This is a genomic window from Arthrobacter sp. ERGS1:01 (genome assembly GCF_001281315.1).
Lineage (GTDB): Bacteria > Actinomycetota > Actinomycetes > Actinomycetales > Micrococcaceae > Specibacter.
Genome location: NZ_CP012479.1, coordinates 1063573 through 1078868 on the forward strand (window position 1 = coordinate 1063573; position 15296 = coordinate 1078868).

10 protein-coding genes are annotated in these 15296 nt (G+C 67.9%); 6 read left to right on the plus strand and 4 right to left on the minus strand.

What is annotated here, in order from left to right; translation table 11 throughout:
• Positions 1–181: 181 nt before the first annotated feature.
• A complete protein-coding gene (locus tag AL755_RS08685; RefSeq protein ID WP_054010668.1) occupies positions 182–1705 on the minus strand; it encodes a leucyl aminopeptidase in 1524 nt (507 codons plus the stop codon).
• A gap of 139 nt (positions 1706–1844) precedes the next feature.
• Between AL755_RS08685 and gcvT the strand changes: the two genes are divergently transcribed.
• The 5 genes from gcvT (at position 1845) to AL755_RS08710 (ending at position 8409) form a co-directional block, all read left to right on the plus strand.
• The gene (gene gcvT, locus AL755_RS08690) at positions 1845–2978 is read left to right on the plus strand and encodes a glycine cleavage system aminomethyltransferase GcvT (RefSeq protein WP_054010669.1); all 1134 of its coding nucleotides are present in this window, start codon (positions 1845–1847) and stop codon (positions 2976–2978) included.
• A 123-nt stretch (positions 2979–3101) separates the two neighbouring features.
• Positions 3102–4073: a proteasome assembly chaperone family protein gene (locus AL755_RS08695; RefSeq protein WP_054010670.1), complete on the plus strand. Its 972-nt coding sequence runs from the start codon at positions 3102–3104 to the stop codon at positions 4071–4073.
• A gap of 58 nt (positions 4074–4131) precedes the next feature.
• Positions 4132–5502, plus strand: coding sequence for an MFS transporter (locus AL755_RS08700; RefSeq protein WP_054010671.1), 1371 nt, complete (start codon positions 4132–4134; stop codon positions 5500–5502).
• An 88-nt stretch (positions 5503–5590) separates the two neighbouring features.
• Entirely contained in the window at positions 5591–6847 is a 1257-nt protein-coding gene (locus AL755_RS08705) for a DUF4192 domain-containing protein (protein ID WP_054010672.1), read from the plus strand.
• 302 nt (positions 6848–7149) lie between these two features.
• Entirely contained in the window at positions 7150–8409 is a 1260-nt protein-coding gene (locus AL755_RS08710) for an RNA polymerase sigma factor (protein WP_054010673.1), read from the plus strand.
• A gap of 41 nt (positions 8410–8450) precedes the next feature.
• Here the strand turns inward: AL755_RS08710 and AL755_RS08715 are convergent, their stop codons facing one another.
• Together AL755_RS08715 and AL755_RS08720 are read right to left on the minus strand one after the other, a co-directional pair.
• Positions 8451–11576 carry a helix-turn-helix transcriptional regulator gene (locus AL755_RS08715; protein WP_082369029.1) on the minus strand — a complete coding sequence of 1042 codons (3126 nt, stop codon included), beginning with the start codon at positions 11574–11576 and terminating at the stop codon, positions 8451–8453.
• A 182-nt stretch (positions 11577–11758) separates the two neighbouring features.
• Positions 11759–11983, minus strand: a complete 225-nt coding sequence (locus tag AL755_RS08720; protein ID WP_054010675.1) for a DUF7455 domain-containing protein — start codon at positions 11981–11983, stop codon at positions 11759–11761.
• A 216-nt stretch (positions 11984–12199) separates the two neighbouring features.
• Here AL755_RS08720 and AL755_RS08725 point away from each other — a divergent pair, with 216 nt between their 5' ends.
• Positions 12200–14302 (plus strand): DNA gyrase/topoisomerase IV subunit B, encoded by a 2103-nt coding sequence (locus AL755_RS08725; protein ID WP_054010676.1) that lies wholly within the window; start codon positions 12200–12202, stop codon positions 14300–14302.
• Positions 14303–14311: 9 nt separating this feature from the next.
• Here the strand turns inward: AL755_RS08725 and AL755_RS08730 are convergent, their stop codons facing one another.
• Positions 14312–15262: a M56 family metallopeptidase gene (locus AL755_RS08730; protein WP_054010677.1), complete on the minus strand. Its 951-nt coding sequence runs from the start codon at positions 15260–15262 to the stop codon at positions 14312–14314.
• Positions 15263–15296: the final 34 nt, after the last annotated feature.

Genomic DNA, 15296 nt, shown 5'->3' on the forward strand with positions numbered 1-15296 from the left:
AATCCGTGGCGGCTCTGCCAAGTAAAAGATAAATACTTTCAGCATTTACCTTAGCTGCCAGTTCTTCCATGCTCCACCACGGGGTTGTCACATGAAAGGGCATTGTGGTCATACTCACTGTGGGAATGGTCACCGGAAACCCGGTGCCATTCCCACAGTGCCGCTTCCGGGGCGGCGTCCGTTAGACGCTGCGGGCCACGACGTCCTCGACGTAGCTGACAAGGGTGCGCACGGCCATGCCGGTACCCTGCTTGGGCGTGTAGCCGTAGGCCGCGCCCTCGTTGAAGGCGGGGCCGGCGATGTCCAGGTGGGCCCAGGGGATGGTTTCGCCGTCTTTGCCCTTGCCAATGAATTCCTGCAGGAACACGGCGGCGGTCATCATGCCGCCCATGCGCTCACCGATGTTGGCCATGTCGGCCACGGGGGAGTCCAGCGACGGGCGCAGCTCCTCCGGCAACGGCATGGGCCACACGAGCTCGCCCGAGCGGTCCGCGGCGGCCTTCAGGGCCGCGCTGACGCCGTCGTCGCCCATGACGCCGGCGGTGCGGTGGCCCAGGGCCACGACCTGCGCACCGGTGAGGGTGGCGACGTCGATGATGACGTCGGGGAATTCCTGCGAGGCGGCCACGAGGCCGTCGGCCATGACCAAACGGCCCTCGGCGTCGGTGTTGAGCACCTCGACGGTCTTGCCGCCGAAGATCGTCAGTACGTCGGAGGGGCGGATGGCCGTGCCGGAGGGCATGTTCTCGGCGATGCAGAGCCAGCCGGTGACGTTGACCGGCAGGCCGAGGCCGGCCACGGCCAGGACGGTGTTGAGCACGGCGGCCGCGCCGGCCATGTCGCACTTCATGGTGACCATGCCGGCGCCGGGCTTGATGGAGATGCCGCCGGAGTCAAAGGTGATGCCCTTGCCCACGAGGGCCAGGTCGGCCACGGCCTTGTCCGACTTGTATTCCAGCTTGACCATGCGCGGCGGGCGCGAGGAGCCCTGGCCCACGCCCATGATGCCGCCGTAGCCGTCCTTGAGGAGGCGCTTTTCATCCATGACGGTGACCTTGACCGGCAGGCCCTTGGCCAGATCCTTCGCGGCGTCGGCAAAGGTGGAGGGGTACAGCTTGCTCGGGGGCTCGTTGACCAGGGTGCGCGTCGCGTTCACTGCCTGGGCGACGATGGCGGCACGGTCGAGTGCGGAGGCCAGGGCCGGGTCCTTGGCCAGGGCGGAGAAGATCGTCACCGTGGCAACGGAGTCCTTCTTGGAGCCCGTGCCCGTGTGCAGGCTCGCGTACTGGTAGGCGCCCAGCGCGGCACCCTCGGCGATCGCGGAAACCTGGCCCACCGTCGTCGTCGGCAGGGCCAGCACCACATGGGACAGGCCGGACAGCTGGCGGATGGCGGAACCGGCCGCGCGGCGCAGCGACTCCTCCGTGATTTCGGTGCCGGCGAGCTTGCCGACGCCGGCCAGGACCAGGATCTGCGCGCCGGTGTCGGGCAGGCCCGGGAGGCGCAGCAGCTGGTCGGGGGCGCCCGTGACGCCCAGGGCGGACAGGGAGGCCTTCAGCGAGGTGACAGCCGAGGCCGACAGCGGGGAATCGAGGATGACCGGACCGTCGGCACCCTTGCCGACGCCGATGACGAGAGCATCGGCGGAGACCTTTTTGAGGTCCGTGCCGATGACGTTGAAAGTGATGTTTTGGCTCGCATTCACAGTGAATGATTCCTCACGTTTGGAGACGGTAGATAAGGTGACGCTGCTAACGATCGTAGTCTCAACGCCGCGGCTTTGGGCGCCGGGGCCCCGCCGCCCGGCGGCCCTCGTCGGCCGGCGCTGCGGTACCGTATGAGCCATGAGTGAAATTCCCGAAGGGGTCCTGCATGGGCCGCTGCACGAGTGGCATGTTGACCACGGGGCCAAGATGGCCGAGTTCGGCGGCTGGCTGATGCCGCTGCAGTACGACGGCGGCGGGGTGGTTTCCGAGCACACAGCGGTGCGCACCACCGTGGGACTCTTCGACGTCTCCCACCTGGGCAAGGCCGGAATCCGCGGCGCCGGTGCCGTCGACTTCGCCAACCGGTGCCTGTCCAACGATCTGGGCCGCATCCGGCCCGGCAGCGCCCAGTACACTCTGGCGCTGACCGATGAGGGAACCGTCACCGATGATCTGATCGCCTACCTGCGCGCCGCCGACGACCTCTTCCTGATCCCCAACGCCGCCAACACGGCCGCCGTCGTGGCCGCCCTCCAGGGTGCCCGCGATGCCGAGGGCGCCGAGCTTGAGATCACCAATCTGCACCGGGACTTTGGCGTCTTCGCCCTGCAGGGCCCGGAATCCGCCGCCGTCATGGCGGCCCTGGGCCTGCCGCAGCCGGCCGGGTACATGTCCTTCGTCGACGCCACGGCCGTCATCAACGGCGTGGAGCTGCCGCTGACCATCTGCCGCACCGGCTACACGGGTGAACACGGTTACGAGATCGTGCCCCGCTGGGACGACGCGCTCACGGTGTGGGAGGCACTGGCCGCCGCCGTCGAGGCCGCCGGAGGCAAGGCTGCGGGCCTGGGCGCCCGCGACACCCTGCGCACCGAAATGGGTTATGCCCTGCACGGCCACGAACTCTCCACCTCGATCACCCCCGTGGAGGCCGGTGTCGGTTGGGCCGTGGGCTGGAAGAAGGAGTCGTTCTGGGGCAAGGACGTGCTCGCCGCGCAGAAGGCGGCCGGCGCGCCCCGGAAGTCGGTGGGCCTGCTGGCCACCGAGCGCGGCGTTCCCCGGGCCGGCGTCAACGTCCTGGGCGCCGAAGGCGCGGTTCTTGGTGCCACGACGTCCGGCACGTTCTCGCCCACCCTGGGCAACGGAATCGCCCTGGCCCTGGTGGACCCGTCGGTGCAGCTGGGGGACACCCTGGCCCTTGACATTCGCGGCCGCCGGCTGGGCGTCACCGTGGTCAAGCCGCCGTTTGTCCAGATGCGCGTCTCCAGCTAGGGGTTCGACGGCGGAAAACCGCCACCAAGGCACAAGCTGCACAAAATTGCCGTGGGTGTCCGGAATGATTCCGGGCACCCACGGTGTTGTGCACACTAGAGACTGACGCTTGCGAGGAAGACTATGAACAACATCGAGTACACGCCGTTCCAAGACCCCGAATCCCTCTACGCCCTCAACGAGGTACTGCTGGACGCCGAGGACCTGCACGGGCTGAACCTGTTGATGTCCTTCACCGGCTTCGCCGACGCCGGCCACGTGGTGAGCCAGATTGCCGGGGAACTCTCCGACAACCTGGCCTCCGAGCCCGTGGCGGTCTTTGATATCGACCAGCTCATCGACTACCGCTCCCGCCGGCCCCGCATGACCTTCAGCGAGGACCACCTGAGCAACTACGCGGCCCCGTCGCTGGTGCTGTACAGGATGGTTGACGCGCTGGGCCAGCCGTTCCTGTACTTGACCGGCAGCGAACCGGACCTGCAATGGGAGCGGTTCACGCTGGCCGTGCTGGGCCTGGTGCGGCGCCTGGATGTGAACCTGACCGCATGGGTCCATTCGGTGCCCATGCCGGTCCCGCACACCCGGCCCATCGGCACCACCGTGCACGGCAACCGGCCCGAACTCATCGAGGGCATTTCGGCGTGGAAGACCACCCTGGAAATCCCGTCCGCGATCGGGCACCTGCTTGAATTCCGGCTCGCCGCCGAGGGGCGGAACGTGGTGGGCTACGCCATCCACGTCCCGCACTACCTGGCCGACGCCGAGTACCCGCCCGCCGCCGTCGCCGGCCTGGAATACCTGGGTGCCGCCGCGGCGCTCATGCTGCCCAGCGAGCGGCTCCGCGAGGCCGGCCGGGCCGTGGAACGCCAGATCACCGAACAGGTGGAAGGGTCCGCCGAGGTGGCCGCCGTGGTGGCCAACCTGGAAAAGCAGTACGACGACCACACCGACGGCACGTCCCGCCGTTCGCTGCTGGCCGGCGACAACGACGAACTGCCCGACGCCGACGAGCTCGGGGCCGCCGTGGAGGCATACCTGGCCAGCCGCGACTCCGCGCCGGGCGCCCCCGATGAGGGTGATTCAAGCAACATCTAGGTGTTGCGTGCGCTGATGCGGCCCCGTCCCGGGCCGCATCGGGCATAGGCTGGGGCGCGTGGACAGTAAGCGTGCATGGATAGTTTGGAGCGTGGGCGTTTTCGCCTACCTCGTGGCCGTCACCCAGCGGACCTCCTTCGGAGTGGCCGGGCTGGAGGCCACCGAACGGTTTGGCGCCAGTGCCTCAGCGCTCTCGGCGTTCACCGTCATCCAACTCCTGGTCTACGCGGTCCTGCAGATTCCCGTGGGCGTCCTGGTGGACCGGCTGGGCCCGCGCCTGATGATCGCCTCCGGGGCGGCCCTGATGACGATCGGCCAGCTCCAGCTTGCCGCCGCCACCTCGGTGCCCGGCGGCGTGGTGGGCCGCGTGTTCGTGGGCGCCGGGGACGCCATGACGTTCATCTCCGTGATCCGGCTGGTTCCCGCCTGGTTCCCCTCCCGGCGGGTGCCGTTGCTGACCCAGCTCACGGGCCAGCTCGGGCAGTTTGGCCAGCTGATCTCGATTGCGCCCTTTGCGATCGTGCTCCATGTGTGGGGCTGGAGTCCGGCCTTCCTGGGCCTGGCCGCCCTGGGCCTGCTGGCCGCGGCCCTGTCGGTCGCCCTGCTCCGCAACGCCCCGGCGTCGTCCATCCCGGCGGCGGCGGGCACCGGCATGAAGGAAACCGCCGCCGACCTGGCCCGGGCCTGGCTGCAACCGGGCACCCGGCTGGGCATGTGGAGCCACTTTTCCACCCAGTTCGCCGGGAACGTGTTCGTCATGACCTGGGGCTACCCGTTCCTTGTCTCCGGGCAGGGCCTTGACCCGGCCGAGGCCAGCGTGCTGCTGAGCCTGTTCGTGCTGGTGGGAATCGTCTGCGGCCCCATGCTGGGCGGCTGGGTGGGCCGGCATCCCCTGCGGCGTTCCACCATGGTCCTGGCCGTCACGGGTGCCATCACCGTCGCCTGGCTCGCCGTGATCCTGTACCCGGGCCCGGCGCCCCTCTGGCTGCTGGTGCTCCTGGTGTTGACCCTGGCACTGGGCGGCCCCGCCTCCATGATCGGCTTCGACTTTGCCCGCACCTTCAACCCGTCCCACCGGATCGGCACGGCCACCGGAATCGTGAACGTGGGCGGCTTCTTCGCGGCACTCGTGACCATGTACGTGGTGGGCCTGATCCTTGACCTGCTCCACAACAGCGGCTTTTCCGGCGGCGGCCTGTACTCGCTGGACTCCTTCCGGATTGCGCTGTCCTTCCAGTTCATCGTCCTGGCCGTGGGGATCACGGCCGTCGTCTCCGTCCGCCGCGAGGTGCGCCGGCGCATGGCGCTGACGGGGGAGACGGTGCCGCCGCTGCGGGAGGCCCTGGCGGACAACCGTCGCCGCCGGGCCCAGTACCGGCGCGAACTGAGGGCCGACCGTGCCGAGCGCAAGGATTCTACGAAGCCTTAGCCGGGATCCGGGGCCCCGTTATCCACAGATCGGGGCTGCCGGCCAATCTGGCCTGTTGCCGCGGCGTCCGGCGGGACAGCCTTGGGGCATGAGAAAAATTGACAAGATCAAGGTCAGTGCCGGTGAGGACCTGCTCGCATTCATCCCGCACATTGTGGGCTACTGGCCCCGGAACAGCGTGGTGTGCATCGGCATGGCCGGGAAGGCGCTGCGGGCCACCATGCGCCTGGACCTGCCCCCTGCCGGCGCCGGAAACCCCGCCCAATTCGCGGCGCTTGCCGCCGCCCAACTCTCCAGCGACGCCGAGGCCGACGGTTGCCTTCTCGCCTTCTTCGCCGACAGCGACTGGAACGAACCCCGCACCTTCCCGCACAAGGAGTTGTACGCGGCACTGCGGGACGCCTTTGGCCGGGCCGGGCTGCCCGTGCGCGACGCCTGGTATGTGGGGAAGGACCACTGGCGCGCCATTGAGTGCACCAACGCCTCTTGTTGCCCCTGGCCGGGGCGAAGCAACACGGCCATCAACGCCAGCTTCGTCAACGCCGAATTCGTGTTCCGCGGCAGCGCCGTGGGCGGGGACCCCCGGGAGCGGATTCCGGCCATGACGGCCGTCACCGACCGGGACTTTGCCGGCAAGGTGGCGAAAGGAATCGAGGCGGTCCTGGCCCCACTGTGCGCGGACGGCCTGGCCGAGAACCAGCTGAGCGTGACGCTGGGATCCTGGGAACGCGCCCTAGCCCACTGGCCCGAGCCGCCCGACGCCTCGATGACGGCCTATCTGCTGGCCAGCCTCGGTGCCACCTGCGTGCGCGACGCCGTCCTGGTCTCCCTGGCCACCTCGCCCGAGCAATCCCTGGCCGGGGTGGTGGGAACCGGATACCTCTGCCGGGACGTGCCCGAACCCGTGGTGCCGGCAGCCTGGTTTGGCGGCAACCAGGCCGCCGGCTACGACATCGTGATCGGCGACGAATCCGACGCCGCGATCGTTGCGGCCGGGGAGACCTTCAGCAATGTCCTGGTGGGCGGCTCGCCCGACCCCGGCCACCCATGCTGCGCACCCTCGTGGGCGCGGCTGGACCGGGCCGAGGAACTGCTGCTCTTCTTGGCCCGCTCCGTCGAGGGAGCCGGAAAGGCACCGGTCTTGTGCATGCTCGGCTGGATCCACTGGTGCCGGGGGCGCGGCACCTGGGCCGGCACCTTCTTCCAAGCCGCCCAGGAATCGGTGCCCGGCTACAAGCTCGCCTACTTGCTGGAACGGCTCCTGGACGCGGGCGCCATCGCGGCCTGGGCCAAGGACAAGGCCACCGCCTGGCCCGGCTACCAGGAGCGGTTGGAGGCCGCCTGAGCCGCCTCAGATCCCGGGCGGGGGACCGGCATGCCACGGTCCCGCCGGTGCCAAAATGGCGGTGAAAACGTGAGACAATATAAGCCGAGACCCGGTTGGGTCCGTGTTTTACGCAGCGCAGTGAGTTGGCAGGATCTCTGAATAATCTCTGTGCGCCCCGGTGGGAACAATGCCGGGACGTCGGGAGTTATACAGAAAGACCCTCCAAGCGGCAGTGATGTGTAAAAGCAACACGGACTTGACAGGGTCATAGTGGTGTTGCCCGACGGTGACTCCACAGACCGCCGCAAGAAAGGTTTTCTGTGTCTGCTACTTCCACGAGCAAAGACTCCACAACAAACGAGCTTAAGGACCCTGCAACGTCAGCAGCGGAGACGCTGACCCCGGCGCAGAAGAGGGCCGCCACGATCGCCGCCAAGAAGGCTGCCGCAACGGCCTCGGGCGACGACGCCCCCAAGGCCGCAACGACCCGCCGCGCGAAGGCCAAGTCCTCCGACGACGAGTCCGCCGATTCCTCCGACCATGAGGAAGCCGACGTCGAGGACGTCGCCGCCGAGAAGGCCGAACAGCCCGTCGCCACAGGCACCGGCTTCGTCTACTCCGACTCCGACGACGACGACGCCCCCGTCCAGCAGGTCATGTCCGCCGGCGCCACCGCCGACCCCGTCAAGGACTACCTCAAGCAGATCGGCAAGGTTGCCCTGCTCAACGCCGAGCAGGAAGTCGACCTCGCCCTGCGCATCGAGGCCGGGCTTTTCGCCAACGAGAAGCTTGAAGCCGACGACGGCAGCATGGACGCCCAGCTCAAGCGCGACTTGCAGCGCATCGTGCACGACGGCAAGCGGGCCAAGAACCACCTGCTCGAGGCCAACCTGCGCCTCGTGGTGTCCCTGGCCAAGCGCTACACCGGCCGCGGCATGCTCTTCCTGGACCTGATCCAGGAAGGAAACCTGGGCCTGATCCGTGCCGTCGAGAAGTTCGACTACACCAAGGGCTTCAAGTTCTCCACCTACGCCACCTGGTGGATCCGCCAGGCCATCACCCGCGCCATGGCCGACCAGGCCCGCACCATCCGCATCCCCGTGCACATGGTGGAAGTCATCAACAAGCTGGCCCGCGTGCAGCGGCAGATGCTCCAGGACCTGGGCCGCGAACCAACACCGGAAGAACTGGCCAAGGAATTGGACATGACCCCGGAAAAGGTTGTCGAGGTCCAAAAGTACGGCCGCGAGCCCATCTCGCTGCACACCCCGCTGGGTGAAGACGGCGACTCAGAATTCGGTGACCTCATTGAGGACTCCGAGGCAGTGGTCCCCGCCGACGCCGTATCCTTCACGCTGCTGCAGGAACAGCTGCACTCCGTGCTGGACACCCTCTCCGAGCGTGAAGCCGGCGTGGTTGCCATGCGCTTCGGCCTGACCGATGGCCAGCCGAAGACTTTAGACGAAATCGGCAAGGTCTACGGAGTCACGCGCGAGCGCATCCGCCAGATCGAATCGAAGACCATGTCCAAGCTGCGCCACCCGTCGCGCTCACAGGTCCTCCGCGACTACCTGGACTGACAGTCTCTTAAACTGACCCGCAGCGGCCTCGCCGTTGCGGGTCAGTTTTGTTTAAGGGCGTGGGCGGCCGCCTCGGTGCGGCTTGCGGCGCCGAGCTTGCGCATGATGGCCGACACATGGACGCTGACGGTCTTGCCACTGATGAAGAGCTGCTCGCCGATCTGCTTGTTTGTCAGTCCCTCGGCCACGAGGGCCAGCACCTGCGCTTCCCGGCCCGTGAGGGAGTCGTCGTTGGGGCGGGTGTTGCGCCCGTCCAGCACCAGCCCGCTCCGCTGCGCAAAGTCCCGGGCCATCCCCACCAGAAGACCGGCGCCGAGGGTTTCGGCCCCGTCGCGGGCGGCCCGTAATGCCTCGGTGGCGAGCTGGCGGTTGCCGGCGCCGTATTCGGCCTGTCCCGTGCGCAGCGAGATGTAGAGCCGCAGATGGGCGGGCAAGGTGTCCGCCACGGTCAGCGCGTGCTTCCACAGGGCCGGCTCGGAGCCGTCGCCGCCAGGCCCGCCCAACTCGGCCTCGAACAGTGCCGACCAGCCCGCAAACGTTGGCCAGAACGAACAGTTGGCCAGCAACTCACGCATGCGTGGTTCGGCGTCATCGGCGGTGGCCAGGCCGGCGGCGCGGCGGGCGGCCAGTATCCGGGCTACGACCGCCAGCAGCGGAAGGTCGTAGCCGGGCAGTGACTTGAAATCCTTGCCCAGGATGGAACTTACCTCGTGCCAGGCGCCGTCAAGGTCGCCACGGACCCACGCCTGCTCACCCGCAAGCGCCATGAACGGCAGGCTGGACTGCGACTCCACCCCGGCCAGTTTGCGCAACAACGGCCTCCACCGGTTCAACACCGCCTCGACGCTGGGAAGGTCCCCGCCCCACAGCAGCGAAAAGATCCGTGAGCGCAGCAGGTAGCCGTGAAAGGCCCGGGGCGGGGAAAGCGCCAGGATCCTCGTGAGCAATTCACCGGCCCGGGCCCAGTCGCCCCGGGCAAACAGCGGTTCGACGGCGTTGGAGGAGAGCAGGGCGCCCGTGGTGCGTTCCACGCCCAGTGCCCGGGCGCTCTCGATGCCGTCCTCGGCAACCCGGATGGACTCGTCGTAGAGGCCCATCAGGTGCAGGATGTCGGAGTAGTTGACCCGGAATCGCAGGAGCGCGTCGGCATCTCCCTCCGCCAGGGCCTCGGCGGCCTCGATGTCCTCCCGGCCGCCGGAGACGTCCCCGGACATAATCCGGGTGACGCCGCGCAAATTGGACGCGACGGAGCGCTCGGCCGGGTTGCCGATGGCCGTCGAAAGCTCAAGGGCCTCGGTGGCTACCTCGACGGCCAGGCCAAGATCGGCCTCCAACATGTAACGGGCCGCCAAACGGTTCAGGAGGGACGCGCGCAGATCTTCATCGGATCCCGGCGGGGTCAGCTCAAGGGCGCGGAGCAGCAGCGGGACCGAACCGGTTTGGGCGTTGAACGCCAGGTAGCGTGACTGGTCGGCCAGGAGCTTGGCGAGGGCCGGACCGGTGGCGCCGCCGTCGGCCACCGCCAGCCGGATCATGGCCAGGGACCGTTCGCCGTCGCCGGCCAGGTTGTGGGCCGAGGCAGTCCGGCCCATCAGGGCAAAGCGCGGCATGCCGGCCACCCCCTCGGCGTCGGCCACCCTGTCCCACAGGTCCAGGGCGCGCTCACCCATGCGCGCGGCCGTCGAATACGCGTAGCTGCATTCGGCGTCGCCCATCGCCGCGATGGAGGCCCCGAAGGACTTCTCCGGAACGTTGGCGGCATGCCAGTGGTAGGCGATTTCGGCCGAATCGCGGCGTGTGGTGGCGCCGTCCTCCATGACCTCGGCATAGCGGGTGTGGAATCTGGTGCGTTCGCCGGGGAGCAGGTCGGCGTGGATCGCCTCCCGGAGCAACGCATGGCCAAATGCGTAGCAGCTCCCGTCAAGGTGCAGCAGGTTGGCGTGCAATGCCCCACGGGCGGCGGAATCGAAGTCCGCCGCGGCCCGGTCGTAGGCCCCCAGCGCCTGGGGGTGCGGCACGCTGACACCCCCGGCGGCGACGACGCGCAGGAAGTACTGGACGGGCTCGTCCAGGCGCTCATACCGGGCCAGGAGCAGGTCCCGCAGGTTGGTAGGCAGCTCCCCGGCCGCCTCGACGTCGCCGAGCCCCAGCAGCTCCTCCACGAAGAACGGGATTCCGTCACTGCGCATGTAGACGTTTTCCACGAGCCCGTAGCTTGCCATGCGCCCCGTGATGGCCTCGATCTGGCTGCGCACGTGGTCCTTGTCCAACCGCCCGAGCCGGATGTTCTTGGCAAAGCGGCCGCGTTCGACCTCGGAGAGGAAGTCACGCAGCGGATGGCCGCGACCGACGTCGTCGCTGCGGTAGGTCAGGGCCAGCAGGAACTTCCCGCCGCCGAAGGCACGCAGGATGAAGCGGAGCACGGCCAGGGTGGCGTCGTCTGCCCAGTGCAGGTCCTCAATGACGACGACGGTCGGCTGGGTGGCGCTGGCATGCTCGAGGATCGTGGCGACCACTTCAAGGATCCGGTTGCCGTTGGGCCGCCCGCCCGGTCCCGGCCCAATCTCGGGCAGGAGCAGGGACAGGGCGTCGCCGCCCGGCCCGGCGAAGTCGACCACGGCCTCCAAACCCACCTGGGTGGCCAGGGACCGCAACACCGCCGTGATGGGTGCGTAGGGCGGTGCCAGCTGGCCCAGGTCCACGCACTGGCCGGTGATGATGCGGGTTTCCGCGGGAACGCCGGCCACGAACTCGTGCAGCAGGCGTGTCTTGCCCAGCCCCGCCTCGCCGCCAATGACCACAGCCTGGGGAGAGCCTGCGGCCGCGAGCCCGTAGGAGTCGTTGAGGGCACGTAGCTCGTCGTCGCGGCCGATCATTCGGGCGCTTGCCTGCGGGGTTTGCATCATCCAATCCTGCCACGCCTGGCCCTGTCCGCGGGGTCCCGGCACCTGCACGATCGCCTCAGCCCATGGGGTGCTGCCGTGCAGGGCCGGGGCTTGGTGGAACGTGCGGGTCCACGCCCGGTGCCAGCGCCCGGGCGTCACGCGGGCCCGTTGGTTGTTTGCCTTGATTTCCGCCAGGAGCCTGCGCCGTTGCGCGGCAAGCTGCAGTTCGGTGTCGCGTTGCCGGGCGATCGTCAGCACCATGAAGTCGTTCATTGTCCTCATCCCTTTCCTTGGATGACTCCATTTTTGTCCGGGCGGGGGTGTGCCAACATCGGGTGCTTGACCTATCTTTTGCCGTATCCCGGCGGGCTAAGGCACCCCGGCAGCCTAAGGCGCCTTAGGCCCGTGGGCACAAAAAAGTGGGGCCCCGGAAAATCCGGGGCCCCACTGTGTCGTGCGTGCAATCAGTCGACGGGGACCGGCGCCTTTTCGGTCAGGCGGGCGGTTTCGTCGTGCCACATCGAAGACAACGGCTTGAGCGAGGCTTCAACGGCGCGGGCGTGGTGACCGCAGAACAGAAGCTCGCCGCCGGAGGATTCCAGCACAACCCGGACGTACGCTTGTGCGCCGCAACGGTCGCAACGATCCATCGTGTTCAGCTCGGGGCTGGCAATGGCGGTGGTAGTCATGATGGCCTCCTTTGTAAGATCTTGGTACCCATATAACCATTATTCGTAGCGGTTCCATCCTTGGATGGCCCCACTTTCGCTTACCGCGTAGCTGTGGCGCCCGGCACGCCTGTCAGCGGCCGCATGGTTGACGCGTTAACCTTGAGTGGGCGCCCAATGACCGCCCGTCCCCATCGCAGACCCACCGTCACAAGGAGCACGCCAGCCGTGGCACGAATGAATTCCGACTACAACGCCCGCCACCTTTCCGTCCTGGAGGGTTTGGAAGCGGTTCGGAAGCGCCCCGGCATGTACATCGGCTCCACCGACTCCCGCGGCCTCATGCACTGCCTGTGGGAGATCATCGACAACTCCGTCGATGAGGCGCTTGCCGGCTACGGCCAAAACATCCTGGTGATCCTGCACAAGGACAATTCCGTCGAGGTGCACGACGACGGCCGCGGCATTCCCGTCGACGTCGAACCCAAGACGGGCCTCACCGGCCTGGAGGTGGTGCTGACCAAGCTGCACGCCGGCGGCAAGTTCGGCGGCTCCTCCTACGCCGCCTCGGGCGGCCTGCACGGTGTGGGCGCCAGCGTGGTCAACGCCCTCTCGGCCCGCATGGATGCCCAGGTGGACCGCGGCGGCAAGACCTACCAGATGAGTTTCCGGCGCGGCGAGCCCGGCCACTTCAAGGACTCGGGCAGGACCCTGAGCCCCACCGTGGACTTTGAACCGTTCATCGAGAATTCAAGCCTTGACATTGTCGGCACCACCAAGCGCGGCGTCACCGGCACCCGGATCCGGTACTGGGCCGACCGGCAGATCTTCACGGCCGACGCCAAGTTCTCCTACGACGAACTCTCCGCCCGCGCCCGCCAGACCTCGTTCCTTGTGCCGGGGCTGAAGATCACCGTCCGCGACGAACGCCGGCTCCCCGGCACGCCGGGGGAGTTCGCCGCACACGAGGAAGTGTTCCACCACGACGGCGGCCTGTCCGAGTTCGTGGACTTCCTGGCCGTGGGCGGGGCCGTGACGGACATTTGGCGGCTCCAGGGCCACGGTTCCTTCACCGAAACCGTGCCCGTGCTCAACGCCGAGGGCCACATGGAAAGCACCGCCGTGGCCCGCGACTGCGAGGTGGACATCGCGCTACGCTGGGGCGTCGGCTACGACACCACGATGCGCAGCTTCGTGAACATCATCGCCACCCCCAAGGGCGGCCGGCACCAGGAAGGTTTCGAGCAGGCCCTGCTCAAGACGTTCCGCAAGGTCATCGAGACCAACGCCCGCAAGCTCAAGGCCGGCAACGACAAGATCGAAAAGGACGACGTCATGGCCGGCCTGACGGCCGTGCTGACAGTGCGCCTGGCCGAGCCCCAGTTCGAGGGCCAGACCAAGGAAATCCTGGGCACCCCGGCCGTGAAGAACATCGTGGCCAAGGTGGTGGAGAAGGAGCTGAAGGCGAAGCTCGAATCCACCCAGCGCGCCGACAAGGCGCAGGCCGCCACGCTGCTGGAAAAAGTGGTGTCCGAGATGAAATCGCGCATCTCCGCCCGCGTCCACAAGGAAACCCAGCGCCGAAAGAACGCCCTGGAGACCTCCTCGCTGCCCACCAAGCTGGCGGACTGCCGCAGCAGCGACGTCAAGAAGAGCGAACTGTTCATCGTCGAGGGTGACAGCGCGCTTGGCACCGCCAAGCTGGCGCGCTCCTCCGACTTCCAGGCGCTGCTGCCCATCCGCGGGAAGATCCTCAACGTCCAAAAAGCGTCGGTGGGGGACATGCTGGCCAACGCCGAATGCGCCGCGCTCATCCAGGTGGTCGGCGCCGGTTCGGGCCGCAGCTTCGACCTGGAGGCCGCCCGTTACGGCAAGGTGATCCTGATGACCGACGCCGACGTCGACGGCGCCCACATCCGCACCCTGCTGCTGACGCTGTTTTTCCGCTACATGCGCCCCATGATCGATGAAGGGCGCGTGTTTGCGGCCGTCCCGCCGCTGCACCGGGTGGAGGTGGTCAACGCCGGAGCCAAACCCAACGAGATGGTCTACACCTACTCCGAGAAGGAGCTCCACACGCTCCTGGCCAAGCTGGAGAAAACGAACAAGCAGTACAAGAAGCCGATCCAGCGCTACAAGGGCTTGGGTGAGATGGACGCCGAACAGCTGGCCGAAACCACCATGGACCCGCGCCACCGCATGCTGCGCCGGGTCACCAGCGCCGACGCCGACCGTGCCGAGCACACCTTCGAGCTGCTCATGGGCTCCGACGTGGCACCGCGCAAGGAATTCATCGTGGCCGGCAGCGAGTACCTCGACGCCGACCGCATTGACGCGTAATCCCCGCCGCTAGGGCAGGATGCCGGGCACGATCAACAGGGCCGTCGGCAAAGCCAGCACCAGCACGGCGCCGGCCACGATCAGGGCCTGGGGTCCGGTGCCCAGGGCGGGCGTTGGGTTAAGCAACCGGCCCAGCCGGGCAGACGTCGTCGCCGGAGTGTCAATCTTGTCCGCATCCCCGCCCACCAGCGCCGCGGCGGGCAGCTGGGCCGAACCGCTGGCCACCAGCGCGATCGCCGTGACCAGGGTGGACTTGCTCACCGAACGCAGGGCGACGTCGTCGGCCATGATCTCGATCAGCGAGGACACGGCCCGCTGGGCCAGCTTGGAGGTGGGCAGCCACGGCAGGGCCGACCGCCAGGCGGCGAAGGCCCACAGCAACAGGTGATGGCGTTGGGCCAGGTGGGTTTCCTCGTGCAGCAGCACGGCCCGCAGCTCCTCCTCGGACAGGAGCGTCATGAGCCCGTCGGAGAGCACCGTGACGGAGCGGGAACCGCCCGGCAGGCAGTAGGCGACGGGCGCTTCGTGGCTAATGACCAGGGTGTCCGGCCGGTCGCTGGAGGGGGAGCTGAGCAGGTGCAGCAGTTCGCGGTGGCGGCGGCGCTGGCGGTTGATGCGGAAGTAGGTCAGCCACAGCGTGAACAACAGGTGTGCCGTGAGCAGGGCGGCGGCGCTGAGCGCAAACGCGTGGGTGATGCCCAGAGTGTCCAGGGACTCCTGGCCCAGAGCCACCTCGACGAGCCCGTGCAGCCCCTCAACAAGGTTCGCCCCGAGCGGGACCAGGCCGTAGCAGAGCATGGCGCCGATCATGGAAAGCCCACCGGCAAGGGCTATGGACTGCCACAGCACCATCGCCGCGAACGGTGCGCGCGCCGGCCAGTGCGCGCGCGAAAGGAAGACGGGCACCGGCCACGCAAGGGCGACGGCCAGGCCCGCAAGGAACCACGAGGTCCAAAACATATAAGCAAATCTACCGTGTCGGGACGGCCGGTAC

Excerpts from the sequence above, each read along its gene's own strand:
- gcvT (WP_054010669.1), top strand. The coding sequence starts at position 1,845 with ATGAGTGAAATTCCCGAAGGGGTCCTGCATGGGCCGCTGCACGAGTGG.
- AL755_RS08695 (WP_054010670.1), top strand. The coding sequence starts at position 3,102 with ATGAACAACATCGAGTACACGCCGTTCCAAGACCCCGAATCCCTCTAC.
- AL755_RS08705 (WP_054010672.1), top strand. The coding sequence starts at position 5,591 with ATGAGAAAAATTGACAAGATCAAGGTCAGTGCCGGTGAGGACCTGCTC.
- AL755_RS08715 (WP_082369029.1), bottom strand. The coding sequence starts at position 11,576 with ATGAGGACAATGAACGACTTCATGGTGCTGACGATCGCCCGGCAACGC.
- AL755_RS08720 (WP_054010675.1), bottom strand. The coding sequence starts at position 11,983 with ATGACTACCACCGCCATTGCCAGCCCCGAGCTGAACACGATGGATCGT.
- AL755_RS08725 (WP_054010676.1), top strand. The coding sequence starts at position 12,200 with ATGAATTCCGACTACAACGCCCGCCACCTTTCCGTCCTGGAGGGTTTG.
- AL755_RS08730 (WP_054010677.1), bottom strand. The coding sequence starts at position 15,262 with ATGTTTTGGACCTCGTGGTTCCTTGCGGGCCTGGCCGTCGCCCTTGCG.